The sequence below is a fragment of the Streptomyces sp. DSM 41931 genome (assembly GCF_050271085.1).
GTDB classification, from domain to species: Bacteria; Actinomycetota; Actinomycetes; order Streptomycetales; family Streptomycetaceae; genus Streptomyces; species Streptomyces albogriseolus.
Map to the genome: position 1 here is coordinate 6,489,949 of NZ_CP189902.1, position 23,994 is coordinate 6,513,942.

The following is a 23,994-nucleotide window of genomic DNA, read 5'->3' on the forward strand; positions in this document are numbered from 1 at the left end:
CATGCCCCGTGGCGAAGCCACCATCGGACGCGTCATGGCCCAGATGGCGATGGTGATGAACCTCGACAAGTGCATCGGCTGCCACACCTGCTCGGTCACCTGCAAACAGGCGTGGACCAACCGCACCGGCGTCGAGTACGTGTGGTTCAACAACGTCGAGACCCGCCCCGGACAGGGCTACCCCCGCCGCTACGAGGACCAGGACACCTGGAAGGGCGGCTGGGAACTCAACAAGAAGGGCCGCCTCACGCTGAAGGCGGGCGGCCGGTTCAAGAAGCTGATCACCATCTTCTCCAACCCCGTCCTGCCGTCGCTCGACGACTACTACGAGCCCTGGACGTACGACTACGAGACCCTCACCAACGCCCCGCTGCAGGAACACACTCCGGTCGCCCGCCCCAAGTCCCTGATCACCGGCAAGGACATGAAGATCTCCTGGTCGGCGAACTGGGACGACGACCTGGGCGGATCGGCCGCGACCAGCGAGAAGGACGTCCTGCTGAACGAGGTCTCCGAGAAGATCAAGTTCGAGTTCGAGCAGACCTTCATGTTCTACCTGCCGCGCATCTGCGAGCACTGCCTCAACCCGTCCTGCGCGGCCTCCTGCCCCTCCGGCGCGATCTACAAGCGGGAGGAGGACGGCATCGTCCTGGTCGACCAGGACCGCTGCCGGGGCTGGCGGATGTGCGTGACCGGATGCCCGTACAAGAAGGTGTACTTCAACCACCGCACCGGCAAGGCCGAGAAGTGCACCTTCTGCTTCCCGCGCGTCGAGGTCGGACTGCCCACCGTCTGCTCCGAGACCTGCGTCGGCCGGCTGCGCTACATCGGCCTCGTCCTCTACGACGCCGACAGGGTGCTGGAAGCCGCCTCCACCCCCGACGACACCGGTCTCTACGAGGCCCAGCGGCAGGTCTTCCTCGACCCGCACGACCCCGAGGTGATCGCCGCGGCGGAGCGTGCGGACATCCCGCGGGACTGGATCGAGGCCGCCCAGCGCTCCCCGATCCACGCGCTGATCAACACGTACAAGGTGGCGCTGCCGCTGCACCCGGAGTACCGCACCCTGCCCATGGTCTGGTACATCCCGCCGCTCTCCCCGGTCGTCGACGCCGTCCGCGACACCGGCCACGACGCCGAGGACCACCGCACCCTCTTCGCCGCCGTCGACGCCCTGCGCATCCCCGTCGACTACCTCGCCCAGCTCTTCACCGCCGGCGACCCGGCACCCGTGGACGCGGTGCTGCGCCGCCTCGCCGCCATGCGCGCCTACATGCGCGACATCAACCTCGGCCGCGAGCCGGACGCCGCCATCCCCGCGTCCGTCGGCATGGGAGAGGAGCAGATGTACGACATGTACCGGCTGCTCGCCCTCGCCAAGTACGACGAGCGGTACGTCATCCCGCCCGCGCACGCCGAACAGGCCCACAGTCTGGAAGAGCTGGCCACCGAGTGCAGCCTCGACTACGAGGGCGGCCCCGGCATGGGCGGCTCCGGCCCCTTCGGCGAAACCTCCGGCGGGGCCGCTCCGATCGCCGTGGAGAACTTCCACGCCCTGCGCGACCGGCAGACCTCCGACACCCCGGCCGCGCCCACCGACAAGGCCACCCGCGTCAACCTCCTCAACTGGGACGGCAAGGGCTCGCCACCCGGCCTGTTCCCGGAGCCACCTCCCGGCTCAGGCGACGGCGGCGACGCGGACAGCGGCGGGGAGGTCGAACCGAAGCCATGAAACGGACGTTCTCACGCACCGCTCGAACCGCTCGCACCGAGCCCTGGCACTCTCCCGCCTGGCAGGCCCAGTCGCTGCTGCTCGCCTACCCCGACGAGCAGTTCGAGCAGCGTCTGGCGCTGGCCGCCCGGGTCGCCGGCACGCTGCCGGAACCGGTCGCCCGTCCCCTGCTCCGCTTCACCGCGCACGCCGAGCGGACCGCCCTCACCGATCTGGCGGCCGCCTACGTGGCCACCTTCGACCACCGCAAACGCTGCTGCCTCTACCTGACCTACTACGCCCACGGCGACACCAGAAAGCGCGGCATCGGCCTGCTGCGGCTCAAGCAGGCCTACGCCGCGGCCGGCTGGCGTCTGGCCGACGACGAACTGCCCGACCACCTGGCCGTCGTCCTCGAGTTCGCCGCCACCGACCCGGCCGCGGGAATCGGTCTGCTGTCCGAACACCGGGCCGGACTGGAGCTGCTGCGTCTGGCCCTGAACGACGACGGCTCGCCCTGGGGCCACCTCCTGGACTCCGTCTCCGCCACCCTGCCGGCCCTCGCCGGCGACGAACGCGAAGCCGTCCTCCGGCTCGCCGCCGAAGGCCCGCCCGAGGAGCAGGTCGGCCTCGACCCGTACGCGGCCCCCGTGTTCCTGCCCGACCCCGTCGTAGGAGGCCCCCGATGACCGCGTCCGCGCAGCCCCTCACCCTGGCGGCGGAGGCAGGCGCCGGCGGCACCCTGCTGTGGGTCGTCCTGCCCTACGTCTCCCTCGCGATCTTCGTCCTCGGTCACATCTGGCGCTACCGCTACGACAAGTTCGGCTGGACCACCCGCTCCTCGCAGCTGTACGAACGGCGCCTGCTGCGCATCGGCAGCCCGCTGTTCCACTTCGGCATCCTCGTCGTGCTCCTCGGCCACATCGGCGGCCTGGTCATCCCCAAGAGCTGGACCGAAGCGGCCGGGATCAGTGAACACACGTACCACGTCGGCGCGGTCGTCCTCGGCACGATCGCGGGCGTCGCCACCGTCGGCGGACTGGCCATCCTGGTCTACCGCCGGCGGACCGTGGGCCCGGTCTTCTCCGCCACCACCCGCAACGACAAGGCCATGTACGTCTCCCTGACGGTGACCATCGGGCTGGGCCTGGCCGCGACCGTGGCCGCGAACGTCGTCGGCGGAGGGTACGACTACCGCGAGACCATCTCCCCCTGGTTCCGGTCCATCTTCTACTTCCAGCCCGACCCGGCCCTGATGTCCGGCGCCCCCGTACTGTTCCAGCTGCACGCCCTCAGTGCCCTGCTGCTGTTCGCGGCCTGGCCGTTCACCCGGCTCGTCCACATGCTCACCGCGCCGCTGGGCTACCTGACCCGCCCCTACATCGTCTACCGCAGCCGTGACGTCCGGCTCGGCGCCCGGGCCCCGCACCGTGGCTGGGAACGCACGGGTTCATGACCGCCGGTCCCGCTGCCCGGTGCGGCGGGCGAGTCCTCAACGCCTCCCTACAGGAGCAGGCGTTCACGAGTGGCGCCGCGGTCTCGTGGGCCGGTCGGAAGCGATCACAGGGACCATCGGTCTTCCTCGGTGGACCGGTAGCCACTGATCGGCGCGCTCCCGCCGCAGCAGGATCGGTCATGGATCGAATCGCCTGCTGAGAACGGCCGACACGAGGAGCGCCGCCATGCCCTCGACCTCAAGAGAATCCGAGTCCCCGGGTGGGACAGGCACGGACCGCCCTTCCGGTGGGACATCCTCGTTGGGCCTGCCGGCAGCCACCGCCCTGGTGATCGGCAGCATCATCGGAACCGGGGTCTTCGCGCTTCCGTCCGCACTCGCGCCGTACGGGCCGATCTCCCTCGTGGCGTTCGCGGCGGTCACGCTCGGCGCCCTGGCGCTGGCGATGACGTTCGGAGCGCTGTCCAAGCGCACCTCGTCCAGCGGGGGACCTTACGTCTACGCCCGGGAAGCGTTCGGGGAATTCGCCGGGTTCCTCAACGCCTGGTCGTACTGGATCACCGCCTGGGCCGGCAACGCGGCGATCGTGGTGGCATGGGTCGGGTACGTCGAAGTGTTCGTCAACACCGACCACCGGGTGGGCGGTTCGGTGTTGATCGCCCTGGTGGGGCTGTGGATCCCCGCAGCCGTCAACCTCACCGGCGTGCGGAACACGGGCGCCTTCCAGGTGATCACGACCGTGGTGAAGTTCGTACCGCTGATCTTCATGGCCACCATCGGGCTGCTGTTCGTCGACCCTGACAACTTCGGTCCCTTCAATGCCGGCGGGCACTCGACGCTGGGGGCGATATCGGCGGCCGCGGCCATCGCGCTCTTCAGCTACCTCGGGCTGGAGGCCGCCTCGGTGGTCGCCGGGCGGGTACGGGACCCCGGGCGCAACGTGTCCCGCGCCACCGTCTACGGAACGTTGGCCTGCGCGGTCATCTACATCCTGGGCACGCTCGCCGTCTTCGGTACCGTCTCGCACGGCGCGCTGGGCTCGTCCACCGCACCCTTCACCGACGCCGCCAACAACATCTTCGGCGGAACATGGGCGGGTAACACCGTGGCCGTGGCGGCCATCGTCTCCGGCATCGGCGCACTCAACGGCTGGACGATGCTCTGCGCGGAGATGCCGTACGCGGCCGCCCGCGATGGACTCTTCCCCGGTGCCTTCGCCCGGACGCGGGGCGTCGGCGGCGTACCGGTCTTCGGCATCGTGGTCTCCACCGTGCTCGCCTCCTTGATCACGGTGTTCAGCTACACACGCTTCGAGGACGTCTTCACCAAGATCGTCCTGCTGAGTGTGCTCACCGCGGTGATTCCCTATCTGTTCTCCGCCGCGGCACAGCTGTACTGGGTCCTGGTCCGCGGCCGGGACGGAGTCACGCTCGGCCGGCTGATCCGGGACGTCACCGTCGCCGTACTCGCCATGGCCTTCTCCTACTGGTCGATCCAGGGCAGCGGCTACCAGACGGTCTACTACGGCCTGTTCGTGTTGTTGCTCGGCCTGCCGGTGTACGTCTGGCTCAAGCGCACCGGCCAAGAGGGCGGGGCGCTCGACGAAGCCGCGCCTGCGGCGTCCGACGTCTCGCCCGGCTCGGCCGCGGCAGTCCCTCCTGGCCCACGAGCACCGGAGACCAGGTCCGCTCGTCTGCCCGGTCGCCGGACGACGGTCGTTCGCTTCCGCGGAAGCGCCCGGCGCGACCAGCACTGACCACTCGCCACTCGCCACCCCCTTCCCTCCCTGGAGCTTGCGACCATGACCGTCTTCCACGTCGACTCCGAGGTCGGCCGACTTCGCCAGGTCATCCTCCACCGGCCTGGACTCGAACTCTCCCGCTTGACCCCTCGCAACGTCGACGCCCTGCTGTTCGACGACATCCTGTGGGCCAAGCGTGCCCGCGAAGAGCACGACGCCTTCGCCCAGGCCCTGCGGGACCAGGGTGTACGCGTCCACTACTTCGCCGATCTGCTCGCCGAGGTCCTCGACATGGCCGAGGCCCGCACCTGGCTCCTGGACCGGATCATCACGCCGGGCGTCGTCGGCCCCGCCCTCGCGGAGCCGATACGGCACCTGTGTGCCGACCTCGACGGTGAGACACTCGCCGGCTACCTGATCGGCGGCCTGCTGAAGGACGACCTGCCGCTGACCACTCCGAACAGCCTCTTCTGGAGCGCGCTCGGTGAGGAGGACTTCGCTCTCACCCCGCTGCCCAACCATCTGTTCCCACGCGACAACTCGTGCTGGATCTACGACCGGCTCTCCGTCAACCCCATGGCGAAACGCGCTCGGCGCCGGGAAAGCCTGCACGCCGAGGCCGTCTACCGCTTCCACCCGCTGTTCGCCGAGTCCGACACCGGCCCGATCCTGGACGGCTCCCCGGCGTCCGGCGGTCAGGGCACCCTGGAGGGCGGTGACGTCCACATCCTCGGCAACGGCACGGTCATGGTCGGCATGGGCGAACGCACCACTCCCCAAGCCGTCGAGACCCTCGCCACCCGCCTCTTCGCCGAGGGCACGGCCGAGCGCCTGCTGGCGGTCCAACTCCCCGCCACACGGGCGTACATGCACCTGGACACCGTCCTGACCATGGTCGACAGGGACGCCTTCGCCGTCTATCCGGGCCTGGCCGACTCCCTGCGCTCCTGGTCCTTGGTGCCCAGTACGGATCGTGACTGCGGCTTCGACGTCAACGCCGAGTCCGATCTCGCCACCGCCCTGGCCGATGCCCTCGACCTGGACAAGGTCCGCATGCTGTCCGCACCCCAGGACGTACGCGCGGCCGAACGCGAACAGTGGGACGACGGCAGCAACTTCCTCGCCGTGGCCCCCGGCGTCGTCGTCGGCTACGAGCGCAACGTGACCACCAACACCTACCTGCGCAAGCAGGGCATCGAAGTGATCACCATCGCCGGTGCCGAACTCGGCCGCGGCCGGGGCGGTCCCCGCTGCATGAGCTGCCCCATCGAACGCGACCCGGTCGTCTGACCGCCGACCACGAGGAACCGCCGTGAGCATCGACCTGCGGGGCCGCTCCTACCTGAGCGAGCTCGACTTCACCGCACCGGAGATCAGGCACCTCCTGGATCTCGCCGCCGACCTCAAGAAGGCCCGGCTCCTGGGCACCGAGCGGCCGCGCCTGACCGGCCGGCACCTGGCCCTGATCTTCGAGAAGACCTCGACACGTACCCGCTGCGCCTTCGAGGCCGCCGCGGCCGACCAGGGAGCCGCCACCACCTACCTCGGCCCCGGGAACACCCACCTCGGCGTCAAGGAATCCGTCGCCGACACCGCCCGCGTCCTCGGCCGCATGTTCCACGGCATCGAGTACCGCGGCTCGGGCCAGTCCGTCGTCACCGTCCTCGCCGAACACTCCGGTGTGCCGGTCTTCAACGGGCTGACCGACACCAGCCACCCCACCCAAAGCCTCTGTGACGTCTTCACGATGATCGAACAGAGCCCGAAGCCTCTCGCGGAGATCAGCTACTGCTACCTCGGTGACGCCCGCAACAACATGGGCAACTCCCTCCTGTCCATGGGCGCACTGCTCGGTATGGACGTGAGGATCGCCGCCCCCAGAGCGCTGTGGCCCGCATCCGGTCTCGTCACCGCGTGCCGGTCCCTCGCCGCCGGCAGCGGTGCCCGCATCACCCTGACCGAGGACGTGGAAGAGGCCGTCCACCGCGCCGACTTCCTCCACACCGACGTGTGGGTGTCCATGGGCGAACCGGCAGAGACCTGGCGGGAGCGCGTCGAACTGCTACTGCCCTACCGCGTCGACGCCAGGACGATGGCGGCCACCGGCACGCCGGACACCCGGTTCATGCACTGCCTGCCGTCACTCCACGACCGGAGCACCCGCCTGGGCAGGCAACTCTTCGACACCTACGGACTGGACGGCCTCGAAGTCACCGACGACGTCTTCTCCTCGCCCGCCTCCCTTGTTTTCGACCAGGCCGAGAACCGGCTGCACACCATCAAGGCCGTACTCGTCGCCACCCTGGAGGACTGAACCATGCGCATCGTCGTCGCGCTCGGCGGCAACGCCCTGCTGTACCGGGGCGAACGCCCCGACGCCGCCGTGCAGCAGGCCAACATCGACAGGGCCGTCACCGCCCTCGCCGCACTCGCCCGTGACAACGAACTCGTCATCACGCACGGCAACGGCCCCCAGATCGGCCTGCTGGCCGTCGAGAGCGCCGCTGATCCCGCCCTGTCCACTCCCTACCCGCTGGACGTCCTTGGCGCTCAGACACAGGGCATGATCGGGTCTCTGCTCGCCCGGGCCCTGCGAGGCGCCCTCCCCGGACGGCAGGTCGCCGCGCTCGTCACCCACACCGTGGTCCGTGCGGGTGACCCGGCCTTCGAGCGACCCACCAAGTTCGTCGGCCAGGTCTACCCCCGGGAGGTGGCGCACGTCCTCGCCCGCAAGCGCGGCTGGCACATCGCCAAGGACACCTCGGGATGGCGCCGCGTCGTCCCGTCCCCGGCGCCCGAGACCATCGTGGAGTCGGACACCGTCCACGCCCTGCTGAGCGGCGGAACGCTGGTCGTCTGCGCCGGCGGCGGAGGCGTCCCCGTGACGGCCGATCACGACACGGGGGAGCTGACCGGGGTCGAAGCCGTCGTCGACAAGGACTTCACCGCCGCTCTCCTGGCCGAGGAACTCAAGGCGGACCTCCTGCTCATCCTCACCGACGTCCCGAACGTGTACACCGACTTCGGCACGCCTCGCCAGCAGCCCGTGCTCGACGTGACCCCCGCGCAACTTCGGGACAGCACCTTCCCCGAGGGTTCGATGAAGCCCAAGACAGAGGCCGCTGCCCGGTTCGTGGAACGGACCGGTGGCCTGGCCGCGATCGGAGCGCTCGACGCCGCGTACGCCATCGCCCACGGAACGTCGGGGACGCTCGTACGACCCGAACTCCCCATCGGATGACAGGCGGCGGGCGGCGAACCGGCGAGCCGGATTCCGGGACGGTCGGCTCCTGGCCAGGGTCCGGTGGCCCCTGCTGTCACCGTCTGACGGGATCGAGACTCGAAGCAGCCTGAAGGAGGACTTCCATGACCCACACCATCACCGTCGGACTGGACGGCTCGCCGGCGAGTCTGGCTGCCGCGGACTGGGCGGCGCACGAGGCACAGCTCCGGGACCTGCCTCTGAGGCTGGTGACCGCGTGGGAGTGGCAAGCCCCCGCCTTCGCACCGGGGACCGGAGCCGGTGTGCCGGTGCCGCCGAGCGACCTCCGGCGGGCATCGGCACAACACCTGCTGGCCCAGGCACGCGCCCGCGTCGGCGAAGCCCGCCCCGGTCTGCGGATCGACACGGACGAGATCCCCGGTCTGCCCGTCCCGGCTCTGCTGAAGGCCGCCGAGGAGGCAGAGCTGCTGGTACTGGGATCCCGGGGACTGAGCAGGGCGGCGGGATACCTGCTCGGATCCGTCTCCCATGCCGTCCTGGCCTCGTGCGAGCGGCCCGTCGTCCTCGTCCGTGCTGCCGAGCACGGCGAGGAGGAGGCGCCGCCGGAGACCTCGGCACACGAGGACTCCGCCGTCTCCGGCCACGGTGACGTCGTCCTGGGCCTGGACCTGGACAAGCCCCATGACGCGGTGATCGACTTCGCGTTCGACACGGCTTCACGGCGCGCCGCACGCCTGCGGATCGTTCACGGCTGGACGCTGCCGCCCTACTACTACGGCGGCACGCTCATGCCCGACCTGAACGACGGCATGGTCGAGCAGGTACGGAGCGAACTGTCCGACGTCCTGCGACCGTGGCGGGACAGGTACCCCGCTGTGGAGGTTCACGCGCAGGCCACGATCGGTGGTGCCGGGCGCCACCTGGTCGACGCCTCCTACGACGCCGCCCTGGTGGTGGTGGGCAGGCGCAACCGTCGGGCGGCGATCGGCGCTCATATCGGTCCGGTGACCCAGGCGTTGCTGCATCATGCCGCTGCTCCGGTGGCGGTGATCTCGCACGACTGACCGAGAAGGACTGCCCAGGACAGCGAGCACGACGAGGCAGCCTTCCCCCTGTCCGACCCTCGGCCCGCCTGTACGCGATGGGTGAGACACCGCCGCGTACAGGCGGCCGTTCTGTCTCCGGCGGTGGCCGAAGGTCCCTGTGGATCGGGGCTGTTGAGTCCCTGGGGTGCGGACCTACGGCGTCGGGTGCGGGGTGGTGGAGGGCGGGAGAGTGGGTGGTGTCAAGAACCAGCCGGATCCTCTCCGAAGGAGTCACTGTCATGTCCGTGCACCAGCCCACACATCGTGGTTCACGTTTCCATCTGCCGTCGTTCCGCGGGAACCGCGCCGTTCCCGCGCCGGGGGAGGCGGTGTCGGCGGAGGCCGGCGCGTTCACCGCACGGGCCGGCGTCCTCGCCTCGGTGCGGGTCCTGATGGGGTTCGTCTTCCTGTGGGCGTTCCTCGACAAGACGTTCGGCTTCGGTTACGCCACCGCCTCGGGGAAGGGCTGGATCGACGGTGGTTCGCCCACCGAGGGCTTCCTCGGGCACGTCGCGGTCGGTCCGATGGAGTCGACGTTCCATGCCTGGGCCGGGGACGCCTGGGCGGACTGGCTGTTCATGCTCGGCCTGCTCGGGGTCGGACTGGCGTTGACCGCCGGAGTGGCGCTGCGCCTGGCGGCGCTGGCGGGGACGGTGATGATGGCGCTGATGTGGGTGGCGGAGTGGCCGCCGGCGAAGCACCTGTCGGACGGGTCGGCGAGCATGTCGACGAACCCGTTCGTCGACTACCACCTGATCTACGCGGTGGTCCTGATCGCGCTGGCCGCGGTCTCGGCCGGTGACGCGCTGGGTCTGGGCCGGCTGTGGGCCCGGCTCCCGATCGTCCGTGACCACCGGTGGCTGCGCTGAACGCGGCCGGTGGGGCGGTTCCTCCGAAGGACCCGTCCCACCGACCTGCCACGCCACCGCCCCCGTCGACGTCGTCGCGCTCGACTGACGCGGCCGGCCAAGAGACACCGAAGGAGAAGGCATCATGAAGGCAGCGGTCGTCCGGGAGTTCGGCAAGCCCCTGGTCATCGAGGAGCGCCCCGACCCGGAACCCGGCCCCGGTCAGGTCCGTGTCCGTGTCGAGGCGTCCGGTCTGTGCCACACCGACATCCACGCCGCGCACGGCGACTGGCCCGTCAAGCCCACCCTGCCGTTCGTGCCCGGCCATGAGGGCGTCGGCCTCGTCGAGAAGCTCGGCGACGGCGTGACGCACCTCGCCGTGGGGCAGCGCGTCGCGGTGCCCTGGCTCGGCAAGGCGTGCGGACGGTGCGAGCACTGCCGGTCCGGCTGGGAGACCCTCTGCGAGAGCCAGATCAACACCGGGTACGGCTGCGACGGCGGGTACGCCGAGAAGATGCTCGCCTGGGCCGACTTCGCCCAGCCGGTGCCCGAGGGCGTCAGTGCCCTCGACGCCGCCCCCCTGACCTGCGCGGGTGTCACCACCTACAAGGCGCTCAAGGTCGCGGACGTCCGGCCAGCCCAGCTCGTCGCCGTCTCGGGCGTGGGCGGACTGGGCCACCTGGCGGTGCAGTACGCGAAGATCGCCGGGGCGCGGGTCGCCGCGATCGACGTCACCGACGACAAGCTCGCACTCGCCCGGGAACTGGGCGCGGACATCCTCGTCGACGCCCGCACCCAGGACGTCGGCGCCGAGCTGAAGCGGCACGGCGGCGCACACGCGGCCCTCGCCCTCGCCGTGAACCCGGCCGCCTTCACAGCCGTCAACTCCGGGCTGCGGCGTGGCGGGAAGCTGGTGATGGTGGCCCTGCCGGCACACGGCACCCTCCCGGTCCCGATCTTCGACACCGTCCTGAACGGCACATCGGTGATCGGCTCCATCGTCGGGACCCGCCAGGACCTCGCCGAGGTCTTCCAGCTCCACGCCGAGGGCCGCACACGGGTCATCCTGGAGACCCGCCCGCTCACCGCCGTCAACGACTGCATCGACGAGGTCCTGCGCGGTCAGGTCAAGGCCCGCATCGTGTTCGACCTCGGCGCCGAAGGCTGAGAACGATGTCCCTGCCCGTGGTCGTCGGCGTCGACGGTTCCGAGCCGAGCCTGCGGGCCGTCGACCGGGCGGCCGACGAAGCCGCCCGGCACGGAGTACCCCCGCGGATCGTCCACGCCTACCGCTGGGATCGCTATGAGGGTGCCTCACTCGCCCGCGAGATTGCCGCAGCTCGCCGAGGCCGATTTCAATCCGGTCCCCGCCACACCGGGCGGGGTCACCGTTCTCGACGCGCGGATACGCCTGCTGCCCGTCGGCCGCAGGACCCCTGTCTGCGCCGACTGCGCTGAGGAGGAACAGACATGAGGCACCAGAAGGTCGGCTCCGTGATGACCACCGAGGTGATCCGCGCCGAGTACGGCACCCCCTTCAAAGCCGTCGCCGGGCTGCTCTCGGAGCACCGCGTCAGCGGACTGCCCGTGGTGGACGACGACCAGCACGTCATCGGCGTCGTCTCCGAGACGGACCTGATGCTCCACCAGGCCGCGACACCGCTCGCCTACGAGCTGCCCCCGCGGTTCCGTCTCGCGCGGCTGACACCCCGCGCCCGCCGGCAGGCGGCCAAGGCCCGGGCGCGCACGGCCGGACGCCTGATGACCGCTCCCGCCGTCAGCGTGCACGCCGAGGACACCGTCGTGGAGGCAGCCCGCACCATGGTCGAGCACCGGGTGAACCGGCTCCCGGTACTCGACGAGGACGACCGCCTGGTCGGCATCGTCACCCGGCACGACCTGCTGCAGACCTTCCTGCGACCCGATGCGGAGATCCGCGAGGAAGTGATCCGCGAGGTGCTGGAGCGCGGACTGTGGCTGGTCAGCGGCAGCGTCGACGTCACCGTCACGGAGGGAGTCGTCACGCTGGAAGGCCAGCTGGAGCGGAAGAGCGAGACCGAGTCAGCGGTGGCCATGACCCGTAGGACCGACGGAGTCGTCGACGTCGTGGACAGGCTCACCCACCGCTTCGACGACTCCGAGTTCCGGGACACACGCGTGCCGGGCGGTGTCGCGGACGACTGGCTGCGGCGCCTGTGAGGGGAGGCGGACCCCTCATGGAGCAGAAGGTGCTGGTCGCCTACGGGTCGGCCAACGGGTCGACGGAGGAGATGGCCGAGGCCGTGGCGGAGGTGCTGCGGACGGCGGAGATCACGGCCGAGGTGCTGCCCGCCCGGTCGGTGACGGACCTGGACCGCTATGGGGCTGTGGTGGTCGGCGGTGCCCTGTACGCCGGGCGCTGGCACAAGGACGCCAGGCGCTTCGTACGGCGGCACCGCGGAGCTCTGGCGCACCGGCCGGTGTGGTTCTTCAGCTCCGGACCACTCGACCCGACGGCCTCGCAGCGGGACATTCCGCCCGTGCCGGGCGTCAGGAGGGCCATGGCCGGGCTCGACGCCCGCGGGCATGCCACCTTCGGCGGTTGCCTCACCGAAGGCGCGCAAGGCCGCGTCGCCCGCATGATCCTTCGCAATGGCAAGGGCGGTGACTTCCGCGACTTCGCCGCCGTCGAGCACTGGGCGGCGGGCCTGGCGAAGGAGCTCGGTGCCATGGCGCACGGGTGAACAACCCTCGCGGTACGGGCCGTCGTGCCCCCGACGTCCGGCATCCCGGCGTCGGGGGCACGGTCATGACCACGAGCCGACGGAAAGAATGCTCGGGCGCGCCCGGCCACCTGGCCGGTGAACCGGTCGGCCGTCAGCCACACACACGGGCTGCGGGGAGTGGGGGCGGACCAGGTCATCGCAGATCCCGGCGTGGCGAAGTCCACGCTCTGCACACACTTCCGCACCAAGGACGATCTCATCGCTGCCTCCCTTCGGCGTACGGACGAGTTGTGGATGGGGCGGTTGCAGGAGGCGGCCGAAGCCGCAGGGGCCGGCCCAGCTCAGCAGCTGGTGGGTGTGTTCGACGCGCTGCCGGCTTCCTTCGACCGCCACGGCTTCTTCGGCTGCCCCTTCACCAGCGCCGCGGTCGAAGCCGAGCTGGAGTCCAAGGCCCACGCGGCCGCCGTTGAGCACACCCGGCGCCGCCAGGAGTGGCTGACGGGCCTCGCGGGAGCCGCGGAGCCGGCTGTTCCGGCCGCACATCTCGGGCTACTCATCGACGGCGCGCCGGCCTCCGGGCGCCTGCTGCAGGACCGCGTGGTCGTCGACGCCGCCAAGACGGCCGCCCGGGCCGCCATCCTCGCCCGAACCGCACAAAACCCCACGACCGCCACGTGAGGGGCCCGCGCGGCGGATGCCTCGACGCCCGACGGGTCACCGTCGTTCCGGGCGCGTTGCGCCGTGTGGCACACGCCGGGAGACGGGGTTGGGTCGGTGAGGCCGACGGTCACGTGATCGGCGACTACGGCGAGGACCTCTCAGGCGCGGACGTCGAGCCCACCGCCGACGAAGGAACACCGACCCTGCGGGCCGGGCGCGGCTTCTGGTTGCGTCGCTCGTCGTGCTCCGTGCCCGGCGTGTCAGTCGGCCTGACGCACCACGTCGCCGTCCGGCGGGTCGAACTCGACGTCGACCACCCCCTCGACCGCGCGGACCAGACGGGCGGCCACGGGCACCAACGAGGTGTCCCGCGGACGGCCGCTGAGCGTCACCCTGCCGCCGGAGACGCGGACCTGGACAGGCTGCGGGGAGCCGGCGAAGAGGGGGGAGACGATCTCCTGGCGAATCTCGGCGGCGACTTCCTCGTCGGACCGCAGGAAGACCTTCAGGAGATCGGAGCGACTGACCACGCCTTCGAGAAGCCCCTCGGCGGTGGTGACGGGCAGTCGCTTGACCCGCCGCTGTGCCATGACCCGGGCGGCTTCCGCCAGTGTGGCGTCGGCGTGGACGGTGACGGCCGGTGCACTCATCAGTTCGCCCGCGGTCAGTGCGCCCGCTTTGGCCAGGTCGGGCAGCCGCCTCAACTGCGTGAAGCGGTCAGGGTCGCTGTCGCGGAATTCTTCTTTGGGTAGCAGATCTGCCTCCGACACGACACCGACGACACGTCCTTCGCCCTCCAGCACGGGCAAGGCACTGATCTTCCATTGCTGCATGAGCTCGACCATCTCCTTGAACGAGGCGCCGCGGCCCACGGCCACGACGGTGTGCGTCATGACATCGCTCACGAGATGCGGACCATGTGACATGAGGTTCCTCCTCGATGCGCCGGGTGTGCCGACAACGGTCTCCGCACAACCTTCGTAGAGTTCGCGGGCCATGCTCATCAGCCGGTCCCGGTGGCCGACGGCCAGAGCCGTGGCCGCGTCGTCGGCCCCCGTCCTGTCCCCTTCGCCTCGTGTGGCTCGTTGTCCGGTGATGCGTGACCCCGCACGGCTCGAGGCCACCGAGGGCTGCCTGCGGTGTGGTCCAGGCTCTGCTCAGGTGCCTGCTTCCAGCTTGTACGACACGCGGCTGCCGCGGCACGGGTCACCCGGGTCCCGTGGCAGGGTCGTTCGGCCCCCGGAGCGTGGCCCGTGACCATGAGCACAGGGCTCTGCGCGACCGCTGTCGTGCGGTTGCGGCGGCCCGCGCAGCCGGCGCATTCGTCCAGCTCGTCGCCCCGCGGGGAGCGAGGGACGCCTTCCGCGCCTCGGTCCGCTCGGCCAGGGTCTGCAACCTGTCGGTCGAGGGCGTCCACACGTACTACGTGGGGTCGGGTGCCGCGGCGGTCCTGGTTCACAACTGTGGCTACAAGGACGAGGCGGTCAGGGGGCAGCAGCGCGCCCAGGAACTGGCCGGTCGGCTCCACCTCTTCAAGGAGTCCATGGTGACCGTCGCGGTCATCGGGGTCCGGAAGAGGGGCACCAAGGACATCGTCGAGAAGGTGGGCATGAGCTCCGGCCAGATGGGCGACCTTCTGAAGGGCAACCCTGCCTACGAGCACGCCGAGGAATCGGTGTTCAGGTGGCTCGAGGAGAACCCGGACTACGAGGTGCTGTACGGCGGCACGTCGAAGAACGTGTGCTCCGACATCTGCGCACCACTTGTCGAGCAGAGCAAAGTGAAGCTCGACGGCGAGGTGTTCGGCGTAGCGCCCGACAAGACCGACTTACGGACGTTCTGGCGCTTGAGGCGCCAGGAGACACCGGCGCCACCTCCAGTGGCGCCGGCGAACACGCAAGCGGGACGCGCTCAGCTCGCGTCGGTCAGACTCCTCAGGTGCACGGCCGTGCGGTCCTCGGCGAGGGTGGCCCACAGGCCGGGGCCCGCCGGCAACGCGCCGCCCGTAACAGGCAGGGAGTAGACGATCCGCCCGCGCAGGGAGAGTGTGCCCGGGTCCACGAGCCAGTGACGGGGCTCGGCGGTGTGCCCGTCGGTGCTGACGACGGCGCCGTCCTCGTAGGGGTAGGCGCCCTCGTAGTCCCAGCGCGCCGTGTCCTCACCCGGCGCGGGTGGCACGACATCCCTGGCGTTGAGGCGTCCGGTCTCCTGCGCGCCGGCGGACTCGTGCAGATACAGCGCCCACTGGCCGGGATCCGTGCACAGGTCAGCATCGGGCCGGACAGTTTCCGGCTTGGTGACCTGCACCGCGACAGGGGGCCTGCTGCCCTGACCTGCGACTATTCCCGGCGCGGGGACGGATCCGGCGGGAAGGCCAGGCCGGTGACGTTGCCGGCCTGGACGATCGGGCCGTGCTGGGTGCCGCCGGAGACGGTGTTGTGCACCGTTGCTGGGAGGCCCGCTGCGGCCGCCAGTCGGTGCAGCGACGCCCCGAGAGCACTCAGTTCCTCGCCGGTGAGCGCTCCGGCTTCCACCAGCCCGCAGAGACGAGTCTGCCACTCGGCCGCGATGCCGGACGCGGCGCGCCCGTCCGCCGCGGTGCCCGTGAGGAGCAGCCGCGCACGCGCGTCGTCCAGGCCGGTGATCGCGACAGTGTCCGCGCCCGCACGTGCCAAGAACCGGCCCATCAGTGCGCGGGCTTGAGTCCAGGAATCGGTGACCATGAGGGAGACCAGGGTGGTGGCCCCCGATGCCGCCATCGCGGCCAGTTCTGCGTCCATCGCGTCCTCCTGGATGCGCAGGGATGAAATCTTCCGGTCGCCGGTCAGGCCGTGTCGGTCGGCGGCCTGGGGTCGGACGCCGGTTCCGCTCCGGTCTCGGGAGCGGAAGGTCTCGGCGGATCGAATCGGCGTAGGAGGTCCTCCGCTGTCTCGTGGCGGTTGTGCTGCTCGACGAGCTGCGAGAACTGTCGGGCCAGCATCGCCCGCCGGTCGTCGTCCTCCGTGAAGCCCATAGCTTCGAAGAACCCCGACAGGTGGTCTGCAGCCGAGGGCTCACGGGTTGGGAGATCGGCAGACTCCGTGCCGATGTCCGGCGTCCAGGGTCCTCCTCGCCGGTTCGGCAGCATCTCGAGCAGGCGCTCGGGGATGTCGGTGTCGTTGGCGGCGGAGGTCAGCTGCGCCAGCAAGGGGAGGTCGGCCACGGTCTTGGCCACGTGCTCGTCGTTCCTGGTGAGCCACCACACGACGGCGCTGCCGGTGTCCTTGAGGGCGTCCTCGCCCAGATACCGGCGTTTGTTCTGCTCATACTTGCGCTGGTGCTCCCAGACCGCCTCGTCCTTGCGCACGCCGGCGAGCCGATCCAGACGCTCCTGGTCCTCGTCGGGCAACGTGAGGTTGATGTCCTCTGCCATCGCCCGGAGGTGGCCCGTGGAATCCGGGCACATGCGGCTGAGGGCGCCACCGAGTTCGTGCTGAAGGAGCGAGGCGTGGCCGGGTTCCCGCTTCTCGGCAATCGCGCGGGCCCGGCCGAGGACCGCGTCGACGGCGAGGCCGGCCGGGTTGACGACCGTGCCGCGCCCCGGACCGTCGGCCAAGCACCACCGTACGGTCGCTGAGAAGACGAAGTGGTAGTCGTCCCAGAGGCTCGGGAGCGCGACTCGGTTGACGCGGTACTCGGTTCGCTCCACCGGGGCAGCCGTGAGTTGCTCCTCGAAGCTGACCGGCACCGGGCCGCGGCGCTGCGAGGCCACCCGGAAGGTCACCGCGGGCAGCACGAGAAGAAGCGCGGCCAGCGCCGGCCAGGTCCAGCCGGGCCATCGCTGTACCAGGGCGACGATGGTCAGCAGCAGGCCGCACATAACAGTGAGGAACACGGTGGTCGTCTTGCGTGCGGTCGTCACGATCGCCCCTTTCTGGCCGATGCCGACGGGGCGGCAGGACCGAGGTTCTGTGCCACGCCGATTTTGTGGAGCAACAGGTCGGTCGTCTCGGTGGAGTGGGCGCCGGCGCCCGGAGAAGTGAACTCCGCCTGGCGTGCGGACGCGTACAACGCGGCGAACGCCGCGCCCCGGTCCTCCCCGCATCGGTCGGCGGCAGCGACCAGCAGGGCGAGGAGGACCTCCCCCCGGTCACCGGCGCCCTCGGCCGCCCAGTGCAGCCAGCTCTGTATCTCTGCCCGTGGTGCCACGCGTCGGCCTTCCGGCCGCGACACCGCGTGGATCAGCACGGCACGCCAGCACCTGATCAGCGAGCGTCGTACCCCGTCCTCGTCGACCAGGGCGCGAGTGGTGACGGAGCGGTCCGTGAGCGGCTCCGGATCGCTGACGCGCAGAAAGATGGCCAGGTCGGTCGGTGCGAGGTCGCCGCGCGCCAGCCGGTCGAGCAGCCTTCGGCGTAGCCGTCGGCTGCCGGCCACCAGGTGGCACAGGGCCTGCAGCGCATGGGCCGTGCCGCGCTCACGCCGGGCGAGATGGTGCAGCCGGATAAGGGCGTGATCCGGATGGTCCAGCGCGAGGACGTCGGCGCAGACCTGGACCAGCACCTGGGCGAACTCACCGGTCAGCTGGCGGTACGCGCACCACTGGTAGATCCGCTCGCGGAAGTCCCTGCCATGGGCGGGGTCCGCGAGACCGCAGGTGAGCGCCTGGACCGTGGCCTCCGACCGGGCTCTGCCCGCTCCCTGTGCGCTCCACCGCTCGGCGAGCGAGGCGAGCGCGTCGGGCCGCCCGGTTCGCAGGTACTCACCCGCCAGCCGGGCCACCAGGCCGTCGCGGACGTCCGGCACGAGATGCGGGTCGCTCGACTCGACGACCCGCGCGGCCCACGCGCCGAGGTGCGGCCGCAGGTCGGGCATGTGGTCCCAGAAGTGGGCGCGGACGGCGGAGTCGTAGTCCAGCTCGGTGAACCGCACGCGACCGTCCGGCCCGGGGCGGGCCGAGATCTCCGACAGCCGCTGGGCGAGGTCCTTGCGCTCGAGGAGCGGAGTCTCCTCCTCGGGGGACCCGACCGTGCTCAGCAGAAGTGCGGCCGCCCGGTGGACGACGTCGGCGTGCGCGCCGTGGAGCATGGACACGGCGACCATCAGGGCGCGTTGGGAGGCATCGGGCAAACCGGCGACGCGGTCGGCGACTTCGGCGCGGCGCCCGGCGCGCGCACGTTTCGCGGCCGCGCACCACTCGGGGAATCCCTCGCCGGGCCCGGCCGTTTCGCGGGCACGGCGTATGCGGTCGGCGAAGTCGGCGATCTCCCGCATGGGTTTGCGTTCGCTCAGGAAATCGTCGACAGTGATGTCGTTCCGGAGGAACTGCTCGCACGGCACGCCGTGGGCGCGCAGGTGTCGTCTGAGAACCTCCATGGGGAAAGCTGGCGGTCCGATCTCGACACGGAAGTGCTGCAGGTCGGGATCGAGCGCCCCTTCGTGCGGCATGACGACGACGAGATGGGCCCGCCGCTCGCGCACCGTCTGGCGCAGGGCGGGAAGGCCGCCCCGGGCCGCATGCCACAGACCGGCCTCCGCGGTGGACAGGTCGAGCAGCAGCCGGTCGCCCGGGTCGACGAAAGCCGGGTCGTACAGCGGCAGCTCGTCCCGCTCGGCGGGCAGGAGCTCGCGGAAGGCACCTCCGGGACGGTGGTGTTCGCGCAACAGTACGCGAGCCGTGGCCGAGCGACCGCTGCCGGGAGCACCGTCGAGGATGACGGTGCCCGTCTCCTCGAGCGTGTCGCGTGCCCTGCCCATGTTGACCGGAGCGACTAACACCCTTCGGATCCAGCGCAGTTGATCATGGGGAAACTGTCGGAAGACCGGCTTTCGGGGTTCGTCGGCAGCGGAGCCGAGGTTGACGTAGATGTGGCCGTCGCCCGTGTGCGTGACGCCCCGCGTGCTCTCGACCCGGGTGGTGTGTTCTGTGCTCACCGTCGGTCGTCCTGGGGCCGCTCCGGCTCCCCGAACCGCTGGTGCACGTCCCCGTGGTGGTCGCCCTCGGTGTACGTCGTCCCGGTACCCGAGATGTAGCGGTCGCCCGACACATGGCGTGAGTTGTTGTAGATGCTGCCTCTGCCCGTGTGGACCGTGCCGTGGGAGTTCTTCACGATCGTGCCGCCGACGTCACCGCTGAAGTCGCCCGCTTGGACGGACGTTCCACTCACGTCCCCGATCGAGTTGTGCACGCTGGTCGACGTCGGCGACGGCTCGCCGGGCTCGATCAGGTCCCGCAGCTCGGGCACCAGCTCGGCGACCAGATCGCCGATACGCCGGACGCCGGCCTCGGTGTCGTGGGTGCTGTCGAACGGTACGGACTGCAGATCGGCGAGCCGCGCCAGCTCGGGGGGCATGGCCGTTTTGTTCAGCCGGTCGGTCTTGCGGCCGTCCAGCACGGGAACGACGACGAGCCCGTACTCGAACGCGGCCTCGATCTCCTTGCGCACCCAGTCTTCGGGATCCTGCAACCGACTGCGGAAGTTCGCCCAGTCCGGCCCTATGACGGCCAGCAGCACGCAGCTGTGGCGTAACGCGGTCAGGAGAACCTCGGGGTAAGCCGCCCCTGGGGTGATGGACCTGGACGCGCGGAAGACGCGGTCCTGGCCGAAGCGACGTGACAGCTCCTGGTCTAGGAGGGCCGCGGTCCGCTCGCCGTCGCCGGTGCGGTAGTTGATGAACACGTGGGGCATGCCAGTGACTCCTTCAGATGGTGGAGGGGCGCGACAACGTGCCGAGTCGCGGTCCCAGCCGGCGTACGGAGGAATGGTTCGCGTGGCGCGCCAGGGCGCGGGCGAGCCGTCTCAGGTCGGTCGTGACCGTGGCGGAACCCACGGCCTCCACTCCGTCGAGCAGGGGCGCCGCCAGGTCGCAGGCGTGGTCGATCTCGCCGGCCGAAGCGTAGGCGAGGGCGCGGCGGACGCCGTACCTGACCTGGGTGCGAACCGCGTCCTCGCCGACCAGGGCGAGTTGTCGGTCCAGTTCCTCGCTCGCCTCCCGCGGCTGTCCGAGATCGACCAGGCACCAGCCGGTGACCATGCCGACCGGATCGGGAAGGTGCATGGTGCCGATCACCGGCTCGTCGGTCCCTTCGTCCTGGAGAGAAAGAAGCGCATGCGCGCGGTCCAGCGCGTCCAGACAAGCCCGGTGGTCACCCACCAGGGCGTGGCCCTGGGCTTCGCGCTGTGCAGCGAGCCCGCGTATCCGCGGGGGCAGGGCCCTGCTCTGCGCGCGACGGGCCAGAGCGACTGTCTGCTCGGCGTCGTCCCGGTACAGCGTGATCAGGGCCCGGCGGACCAGCGCGTAACCCGCCAGTGCCCGGTCGCCGCCGGCGGCCGCCAGATCGACCGCGCGCTGCGTCCACCACAGAGCCGCCCGCTCGTCCCCGGTCTCCTGCACCAGCCAGCCGACGTATTCGGCGTACCGGGACCCGAGGGCCAGCAGGTGGCGACGGGTGCCGCTGTCACAGTGGGCGGACAGTTCCCGCAGGGTGTGGGTCTGTGCGATCAGAACGGGCAGGAGTAGACCGGGCGCCACCGTCTGGCCGAGTCTGCGGTAGTGGGTGAACAGCGAGCGGGAGGCTTCCACCATGTCCGCGCCCGCGGCTGGCGAGGCCGGGCCCGCGCCGTCGGACCGCCACGCCATCAGCGAAGCGGCACCGGCGCCTATGGCATCCCGTCGACTTAACGGCTGGAAGGTGTTCGGGCCGTCCGGCGACAACTGCATGATCCAGTCCTCCTCGTGGACAAAGCCCGGCGCCGGATCGACGGGCGGGTCGGTGGTCTCTGGTGCGAGCAGGGACAGCAGGGCCCCGCCGGCCCCGAGGGCGGCGTCACACAGGCGGGCGAGATCACGGCTGGGGGCCTTCAGGCCCCGCTCCACCTTGCTCAACTGCGCCTTGCTGTAGTGCACGGAGCCGGACAGAGCGGTGAGGCTGAGCCCTGCTTCCAGACGCCGCTTCCTCAACTCCTCGCCGAACCCGGTGGACGGCTGTGGCACGGAAACCTCCAACCCCTCCCGCCATCGGCCGAGTCGGCGCTGCACGTAGCGTGCGGCAGTCTGGCCGGGGCGGACAAGACGATCGATGCTGTTTCCCGTTTCCTTCTCCGACATGGGGACGCGACATGCGCGGCAGGGAGGACCGGAGAAACGGACTATCTGGAAGTCGTGCCGAAAAGGGAGGCGATCGAGCGCTCGACCACCCACCGGATGACGTCCAGGCCACTGCCGGGGTCCTCGCCACGCTCGACGATCACCGGTGTGATGCCGAGGGCCCGCACAAGACGGCGGTACTTGTCATGGTCGCAGCCGCGGTCCGCGAGCAGGGCATCAGGCCGTCGGCGCGGGCGACCGACCGGTCCCGCCACCCGCGGGATGCCCTGACCGTCGCCCGCCGGGTGCCCTCTCGTCCGCTGCGCCGGCGCCATGGGCCTCCTCGGGACCGTCGTCATTCCCGACGCCGAGACGGAAGCCGCAGCCGACTCCATCGCGGCGGTCCGTGTCACGATCACCCGCGCCCGCGAGCGGGGCTGGTCCTAGGTCGGCAGGGCAGCTGGTTGCTACGCCACCCGGGGTTATACGGGTAGGCCATGATGAGCGTCCGAGGAAGGGGCGGGCGGCGCCCGACCCGTACATACGGCAGGGGAGCTCCGTATCCGCCATGCCGCCGCCTCCCAGCAGCGATACTGGATGCATGGACTCGACGATCACCGCCCCCCGCGCCGAGGTACTGCGGGACCGCTATCGCATCCGACTGCCCGAGCGCTTGCAGGAGCTGGCCGGCCCCGTCGAGGGCAACGTGGACCTGCCGCTCCATATCGCCTGGTCCGGGCGGACGAGCTACAGCCTGGACCGTCCGAAGTCCCGCATGACGCTCTACCGGACCGTCCTCGCCGAAGGACTGCGCGAGGACCTGGTGGTCCTCCTGCATTACCGGCTGCTCGCTGAGCAGTGGCCCGTGCTGCGGCGCCTGATCAGTCCCTGCATTCGCGAGGTCTGGGAGGACGCCTTCCCCGAGCTGCTCGGCACCGCTCCGGCCGGCACGACCGCCGCGTGAAGCTCACTCCGCTCCACGAGCGTCTCCTCGCCGACATCCTCGATCTCGGCTCCCCCTACCCTCTGGTCCCCACCGGCGGATAAGCCGTGCAGGCCCACGGCCTGGTCGAACGCTTCAGCCGCGACCTCGACGTCGCCACCGAGAACCCCGCTCCGATGCAGGAGATCGTCGCCTCACTCACAGCAGGTCTCAGCGCGCGCGGATGGCGGACCATGCACGTCCAGACCGATCCGCTCAGCGGCCGGTTTCTCGTCACCGATCCGGACACCGGCGAGGAGTGCGAGGTCGACGCCCTCAAGGAGGCGTTCTGGGCTCCGCCCGCCCAGACCCCCTACGGCCCAGTGCTCTCCCTCGACGACGTGATCGGCACCAAGGTCCGTGCCCTTGCCGACCGCGGCACCGTCCGCGACCTCATCGCCGTCCAGGCCGCCTCCCGCGACCGCTCCACCGCCGACCTCGAATCCCTGGGCCGCCGTCGCGCCCACGACGAGTTCAGCCTCGAAGACCTCCGGGACCGGCTCATCGGCGCGGACTGGTACGAGGATGAGGACTATGCCGCGTACGGGCTCACCTCCCGGCAGATCGAAGAACTCAAGGCGTGGGCGCTGGAGTGGGCGGAGGATCTGGGTGCGCGGATCCATGACGAGAACGCCTGAAAGGCGTCACGCGTCCGTCCGCTCCACCGCCGTTGCAAAGAGAGGCTGCGGTGCAGTCAGCAGGTTCGGCGACGCAACGAGGTCGAGCGGCACCATCAACCGGCTCGCCCTTGCAGGCGAGGGGATGACGAGGGACGGCTCGCCCGGCCGCCAGACCTCCGCGAAGTACTGGGGACGATAGCGGTACTTCACCTTCTCGCCCTTGTCCCTGCTGGTGAGGGCCCAGCCCGCGCGTAACGCCGTGTCGGCGGGGACGATCGTCACTGAGTGGTCGGGGAAGCGGCTGCGCAGCATGTGCTCGGTGAGTGTGAACGCGAAGCCGATGCCGAGCTCGCCGGACTGCAGCGACTTGTAGTGGTCCGCGATGCGGTGGCCTTCGTCCATGAGACCGAGGAAGGAGTTGCTACCGCCGGCCAGGGCCTGGGTGTACTTGAGCGCGCCCCAGTGCTCCGCCAGTCCCCGGCCCGCACCACGCCAGGGCGGTGGCCCGGGCGAGGGCGTGGAGGACGTCCCAGAGGGTCACTTCGGACTGTGGGGCAGCTCCGTCTGCGGGATCGGGACGAGGTCGGGCTTCCGGCGGAGCGGCTCGTCCTCGTTCTCCTTCCGCTTCTTGTCGTCCGCCGCGATGGCGGCTTCCACCTTCCCGACGAGCGCCAAGTCGGGGTGGGCGGAGACCTTCGACGGCTGGGTCAGGTCCTGGAGCACTTCCTCGGTCGGCTTCAACAGCTCTCCTCACGACGTGCACGGGCGATCCGCCATTGGCTGGACCGTAGGGAAGGGAGGAGCGGCGCACGCAAGTGCGCAAGGGTGCGTGACCTGGGATTCGGCCCGGGCTGGCCGGTGTCGGCGCCTTGGCCCCGCCTCGCTCGCGGGTTCCA

General features: G+C 70.4%; 24 protein-coding genes and 3 pseudogenes. 17 read left to right on the plus strand and 10 right to left on the minus strand.

Annotated features, from left to right (window positions below):
* Position 1: 1 nt before the first annotated feature.
* The 14 genes and pseudogenes from narH to ACP7TJ_RS29735 all read left to right on the plus strand — a co-directional run bounded on the left by narH (position 2) and on the right by ACP7TJ_RS29735 (position 13,447).
* Complete coding sequence (gene narH, locus ACP7TJ_RS29670) at positions 2-1,732, plus strand: nitrate reductase subunit beta (RefSeq protein ID WP_266403249.1); 1,731 nt, start codon at positions 2-4, stop codon at positions 1,730-1,732.
* Positions 1,729-2,400 carry a nitrate reductase molybdenum cofactor assembly chaperone gene (gene narJ, locus ACP7TJ_RS29675; RefSeq protein WP_228914938.1) on the plus strand — a complete coding sequence of 224 codons (672 nt, stop codon included), beginning with the start codon at positions 1,729-1,731 and terminating at the stop codon, positions 2,398-2,400. Before narH ends, narJ begins: the two co-directional genes overlap by 4 nt.
* Entirely contained in the window at positions 2,397-3,167 is a 771-nt protein-coding gene (narI, locus tag ACP7TJ_RS29680; protein WP_189911759.1) for a respiratory nitrate reductase subunit gamma, read from the plus strand. Before narJ ends, narI begins: the two co-directional genes overlap by 4 nt.
* Positions 3,168-3,393: 226 nt before the next feature.
* Positions 3,394-4,923, plus strand: coding sequence for an APC family permease (locus ACP7TJ_RS29685; protein ID WP_427766657.1), 1,530 nt, complete (start codon positions 3,394-3,396; stop codon positions 4,921-4,923).
* 45 nt (positions 4,924-4,968) lie between these two features.
* On the plus strand, positions 4,969-6,198 hold the full coding sequence (locus ACP7TJ_RS29690; RefSeq protein ID WP_367561045.1) for an arginine deiminase: 1,230 nt from the start codon (positions 4,969-4,971) through the stop codon (positions 6,196-6,198).
* A 22-nt stretch (positions 6,199-6,220) separates the two neighbouring features.
* On the plus strand, positions 6,221-7,222 hold the full coding sequence (gene argF / locus ACP7TJ_RS29695) for an ornithine carbamoyltransferase (protein WP_427766660.1): 1,002 nt from the start codon (positions 6,221-6,223) through the stop codon (positions 7,220-7,222).
* 3 nt (positions 7,223-7,225) lie between these two features.
* The gene (locus tag ACP7TJ_RS29700) at positions 7,226-8,149 is read left to right on the plus strand and encodes a carbamate kinase (protein WP_387621439.1); all 924 of its coding nucleotides are present in this window, start codon (positions 7,226-7,228) and stop codon (positions 8,147-8,149) included.
* 125 nt (positions 8,150-8,274) lie between these two features.
* Positions 8,275-9,195, plus strand: coding sequence for a universal stress protein (locus ACP7TJ_RS29705; protein ID WP_387621442.1), 921 nt, complete (start codon positions 8,275-8,277; stop codon positions 9,193-9,195).
* 260 nt (positions 9,196-9,455) lie between these two features.
* Positions 9,456-10,085, plus strand: a complete 630-nt coding sequence (locus ACP7TJ_RS29710) for a hypothetical protein (protein WP_427766664.1) — start codon at positions 9,456-9,458, stop codon at positions 10,083-10,085.
* A gap of 124 nt (positions 10,086-10,209) precedes the next feature.
* Positions 10,210-11,232: an alcohol dehydrogenase AdhP gene (gene adhP / locus ACP7TJ_RS29715; RefSeq protein ID WP_427766667.1), complete on the plus strand. Its 1,023-nt coding sequence runs from the start codon at positions 10,210-10,212 to the stop codon at positions 11,230-11,232.
* Between the two features lie 5 nt (positions 11,233-11,237).
* Positions 11,238-11,396, plus strand: a pseudogene (locus tag ACP7TJ_RS29720) (universal stress protein); the annotation flags it as partial.
* A 138-nt stretch (positions 11,397-11,534) separates the two neighbouring features.
* Positions 11,535-12,263, plus strand: a complete 729-nt coding sequence (locus tag ACP7TJ_RS29725) for a CBS domain-containing protein (protein ID WP_404715294.1) — start codon at positions 11,535-11,537, stop codon at positions 12,261-12,263.
* Positions 12,264-12,280: 17 nt separating this feature from the next.
* Entirely contained in the window at positions 12,281-12,787 is a 507-nt protein-coding gene (locus tag ACP7TJ_RS29730) for a flavodoxin domain-containing protein (protein ID WP_167743947.1), read from the plus strand.
* Positions 12,788-12,979: 192 nt separating this feature from the next.
* Positions 12,980-13,447, plus strand: coding sequence for a TetR/AcrR family transcriptional regulator (locus ACP7TJ_RS29735; protein WP_404715295.1), 468 nt, complete (start codon positions 12,980-12,982; stop codon positions 13,445-13,447).
* Positions 13,448-13,689: 242 nt separating this feature from the next.
* Here the strand turns inward: ACP7TJ_RS29735 and ACP7TJ_RS29740 are convergent, their stop codons facing one another.
* A complete protein-coding gene (locus tag ACP7TJ_RS29740; protein WP_404715425.1) occupies positions 13,690-14,355 on the minus strand; it encodes a CBS domain-containing protein in 666 nt (221 codons plus the stop codon).
* A gap of 293 nt (positions 14,356-14,648) precedes the next feature.
* On the opposite strand from ACP7TJ_RS29740, the gene ACP7TJ_RS29745 reads away from it, so the two are divergent.
* Positions 14,649-15,452 (plus strand): hypothetical protein, encoded by an 804-nt coding sequence (locus ACP7TJ_RS29745; protein WP_427766671.1) that lies wholly within the window; start codon positions 14,649-14,651, stop codon positions 15,450-15,452.
* On the opposite strand, the gene ACP7TJ_RS29750 is transcribed toward ACP7TJ_RS29745, so the two are convergent.
* The 7 genes and pseudogenes from ACP7TJ_RS29750 to ACP7TJ_RS29780 form a co-directional block, all read right to left on the minus strand.
* Entirely contained in the window at positions 15,341-15,736 is a 396-nt protein-coding gene (locus tag ACP7TJ_RS29750) for a hypothetical protein (RefSeq protein ID WP_367463609.1), read from the minus strand. The two genes, ACP7TJ_RS29745 and ACP7TJ_RS29750, sit on opposite strands and share 112 nt — an antisense overlap.
* A 32-nt stretch (positions 15,737-15,768) precedes the next feature.
* Positions 15,769-16,209 carry a hypothetical protein gene (locus tag ACP7TJ_RS29755; protein ID WP_367463608.1) on the minus strand — a complete coding sequence of 147 codons (441 nt, stop codon included), beginning with the start codon at positions 16,207-16,209 and terminating at the stop codon, positions 15,769-15,771.
* Between the two features lie 44 nt (positions 16,210-16,253).
* On the minus strand, positions 16,254-17,330 hold the full coding sequence (locus ACP7TJ_RS29760) for a hypothetical protein (RefSeq protein WP_401405824.1): 1,077 nt from the start codon (positions 17,328-17,330) through the stop codon (positions 16,254-16,256).
* Positions 17,327-19,342: a hypothetical protein gene (locus ACP7TJ_RS29765; RefSeq protein ID WP_404715298.1), complete on the minus strand. Its 2,016-nt coding sequence runs from the start codon at positions 19,340-19,342 to the stop codon at positions 17,327-17,329. The genes ACP7TJ_RS29760 and ACP7TJ_RS29765 overlap by 4 nt, the downstream gene beginning before the upstream one ends.
* Positions 19,339-20,097 carry a toll/interleukin-1 receptor domain-containing protein gene (locus ACP7TJ_RS29770; RefSeq protein ID WP_367463605.1) on the minus strand — a complete coding sequence of 253 codons (759 nt, stop codon included), beginning with the start codon at positions 20,095-20,097 and terminating at the stop codon, positions 19,339-19,341. Before ACP7TJ_RS29770 ends, ACP7TJ_RS29765 begins: the two co-directional genes overlap by 4 nt.
* Before the next feature lie 13 nt (positions 20,098-20,110).
* Positions 20,111-21,403, minus strand: a complete 1,293-nt coding sequence (locus tag ACP7TJ_RS29775) for a helix-turn-helix domain-containing protein (RefSeq protein ID WP_367463604.1) — start codon at positions 21,401-21,403, stop codon at positions 20,111-20,113.
* Between the two features lie 170 nt (positions 21,404-21,573).
* A pseudogene (locus tag ACP7TJ_RS29780) lies at positions 21,574-21,780 on the minus strand (IS5/IS1182 family transposase); the annotation flags it as partial.
* A 317-nt stretch (positions 21,781-22,097) separates the two neighbouring features.
* On the opposite strand from ACP7TJ_RS29780, the gene ACP7TJ_RS29785 reads away from it, so the two are divergent.
* A complete protein-coding gene (locus tag ACP7TJ_RS29785) occupies positions 22,098-22,460 on the plus strand; it encodes a hypothetical protein (protein WP_367463603.1) in 363 nt (120 codons plus the stop codon).
* Positions 22,457-23,116 (plus strand): annotated as a pseudogene (locus tag ACP7TJ_RS29790) (nucleotidyl transferase AbiEii/AbiGii toxin family protein). The gene ACP7TJ_RS29785 and the pseudogene ACP7TJ_RS29790 overlap by 4 nt, the downstream one beginning before the upstream one ends.
* A gap of 6 nt (positions 23,117-23,122) precedes the next feature.
* On the opposite strand, the gene ACP7TJ_RS29795 reads toward ACP7TJ_RS29790, so the two are convergent.
* Together ACP7TJ_RS29795 and ACP7TJ_RS29800 are read right to left on the minus strand one after the other, a co-directional pair.
* The gene (locus tag ACP7TJ_RS29795) at positions 23,123-23,500 is read right to left on the minus strand and encodes a hypothetical protein (RefSeq protein ID WP_367463602.1); all 378 of its coding nucleotides are present in this window, start codon (positions 23,498-23,500) and stop codon (positions 23,123-23,125) included.
* A 135-nt stretch (positions 23,501-23,635) separates the two neighbouring features.
* Positions 23,636-23,839, minus strand: a complete 204-nt coding sequence (locus ACP7TJ_RS29800) for a hypothetical protein (protein ID WP_367463601.1) — start codon at positions 23,837-23,839, stop codon at positions 23,636-23,638.
* Positions 23,840-23,994: the final 155 nt, after the last annotated feature.

Coding starts and splice junctions, on each gene's coding strand:
- narH (WP_266403249.1), top strand. CDS start 2: ATGCCCCGTGGCGAAGCCACCATCGGACGCGTCATGGCCCAGATGGCG.
- narJ (WP_228914938.1), top strand. CDS start 1,729: ATGAAACGGACGTTCTCACGCACCGCTCGAACCGCTCGCACCGAGCCC.
- narI (WP_189911759.1), top strand. CDS start 2,397: ATGACCGCGTCCGCGCAGCCCCTCACCCTGGCGGCGGAGGCAGGCGCC.
- ACP7TJ_RS29685 (WP_427766657.1), top strand. CDS start 3,394: ATGCCCTCGACCTCAAGAGAATCCGAGTCCCCGGGTGGGACAGGCACG.
- ACP7TJ_RS29690 (WP_367561045.1), top strand. CDS start 4,969: ATGACCGTCTTCCACGTCGACTCCGAGGTCGGCCGACTTCGCCAGGTC.
- ACP7TJ_RS29700 (WP_387621439.1), top strand. CDS start 7,226: ATGCGCATCGTCGTCGCGCTCGGCGGCAACGCCCTGCTGTACCGGGGC.
- ACP7TJ_RS29705 (WP_387621442.1), top strand. CDS start 8,275: ATGACCCACACCATCACCGTCGGACTGGACGGCTCGCCGGCGAGTCTG.
- ACP7TJ_RS29710 (WP_427766664.1), top strand. CDS start 9,456: ATGTCCGTGCACCAGCCCACACATCGTGGTTCACGTTTCCATCTGCCG.
- adhP (WP_427766667.1), top strand. CDS start 10,210: ATGAAGGCAGCGGTCGTCCGGGAGTTCGGCAAGCCCCTGGTCATCGAG.
- ACP7TJ_RS29725 (WP_404715294.1), top strand. CDS start 11,535: ATGAGGCACCAGAAGGTCGGCTCCGTGATGACCACCGAGGTGATCCGC.
- ACP7TJ_RS29730 (WP_167743947.1), top strand. CDS start 12,281: ATGGAGCAGAAGGTGCTGGTCGCCTACGGGTCGGCCAACGGGTCGACG.
- ACP7TJ_RS29740 (WP_404715425.1), bottom strand. CDS start 14,355: ATGTCACATGGTCCGCATCTCGTGAGCGATGTCATGACGCACACCGTC.
- ACP7TJ_RS29755 (WP_367463608.1), bottom strand. CDS start 16,209: ATGGACGCAGAACTGGCCGCGATGGCGGCATCGGGGGCCACCACCCTG.
- ACP7TJ_RS29770 (WP_367463605.1), bottom strand. CDS start 20,097: ATGCCCCACGTGTTCATCAACTACCGCACCGGCGACGGCGAGCGGACC.
- ACP7TJ_RS29785 (WP_367463603.1), top strand. CDS start 22,098: ATGGACTCGACGATCACCGCCCCCCGCGCCGAGGTACTGCGGGACCGC.
- ACP7TJ_RS29795 (WP_367463602.1), bottom strand. CDS start 23,500: ATGGACGAAGGCCACCGCATCGCGGACCACTACAAGTCGCTGCAGTCC.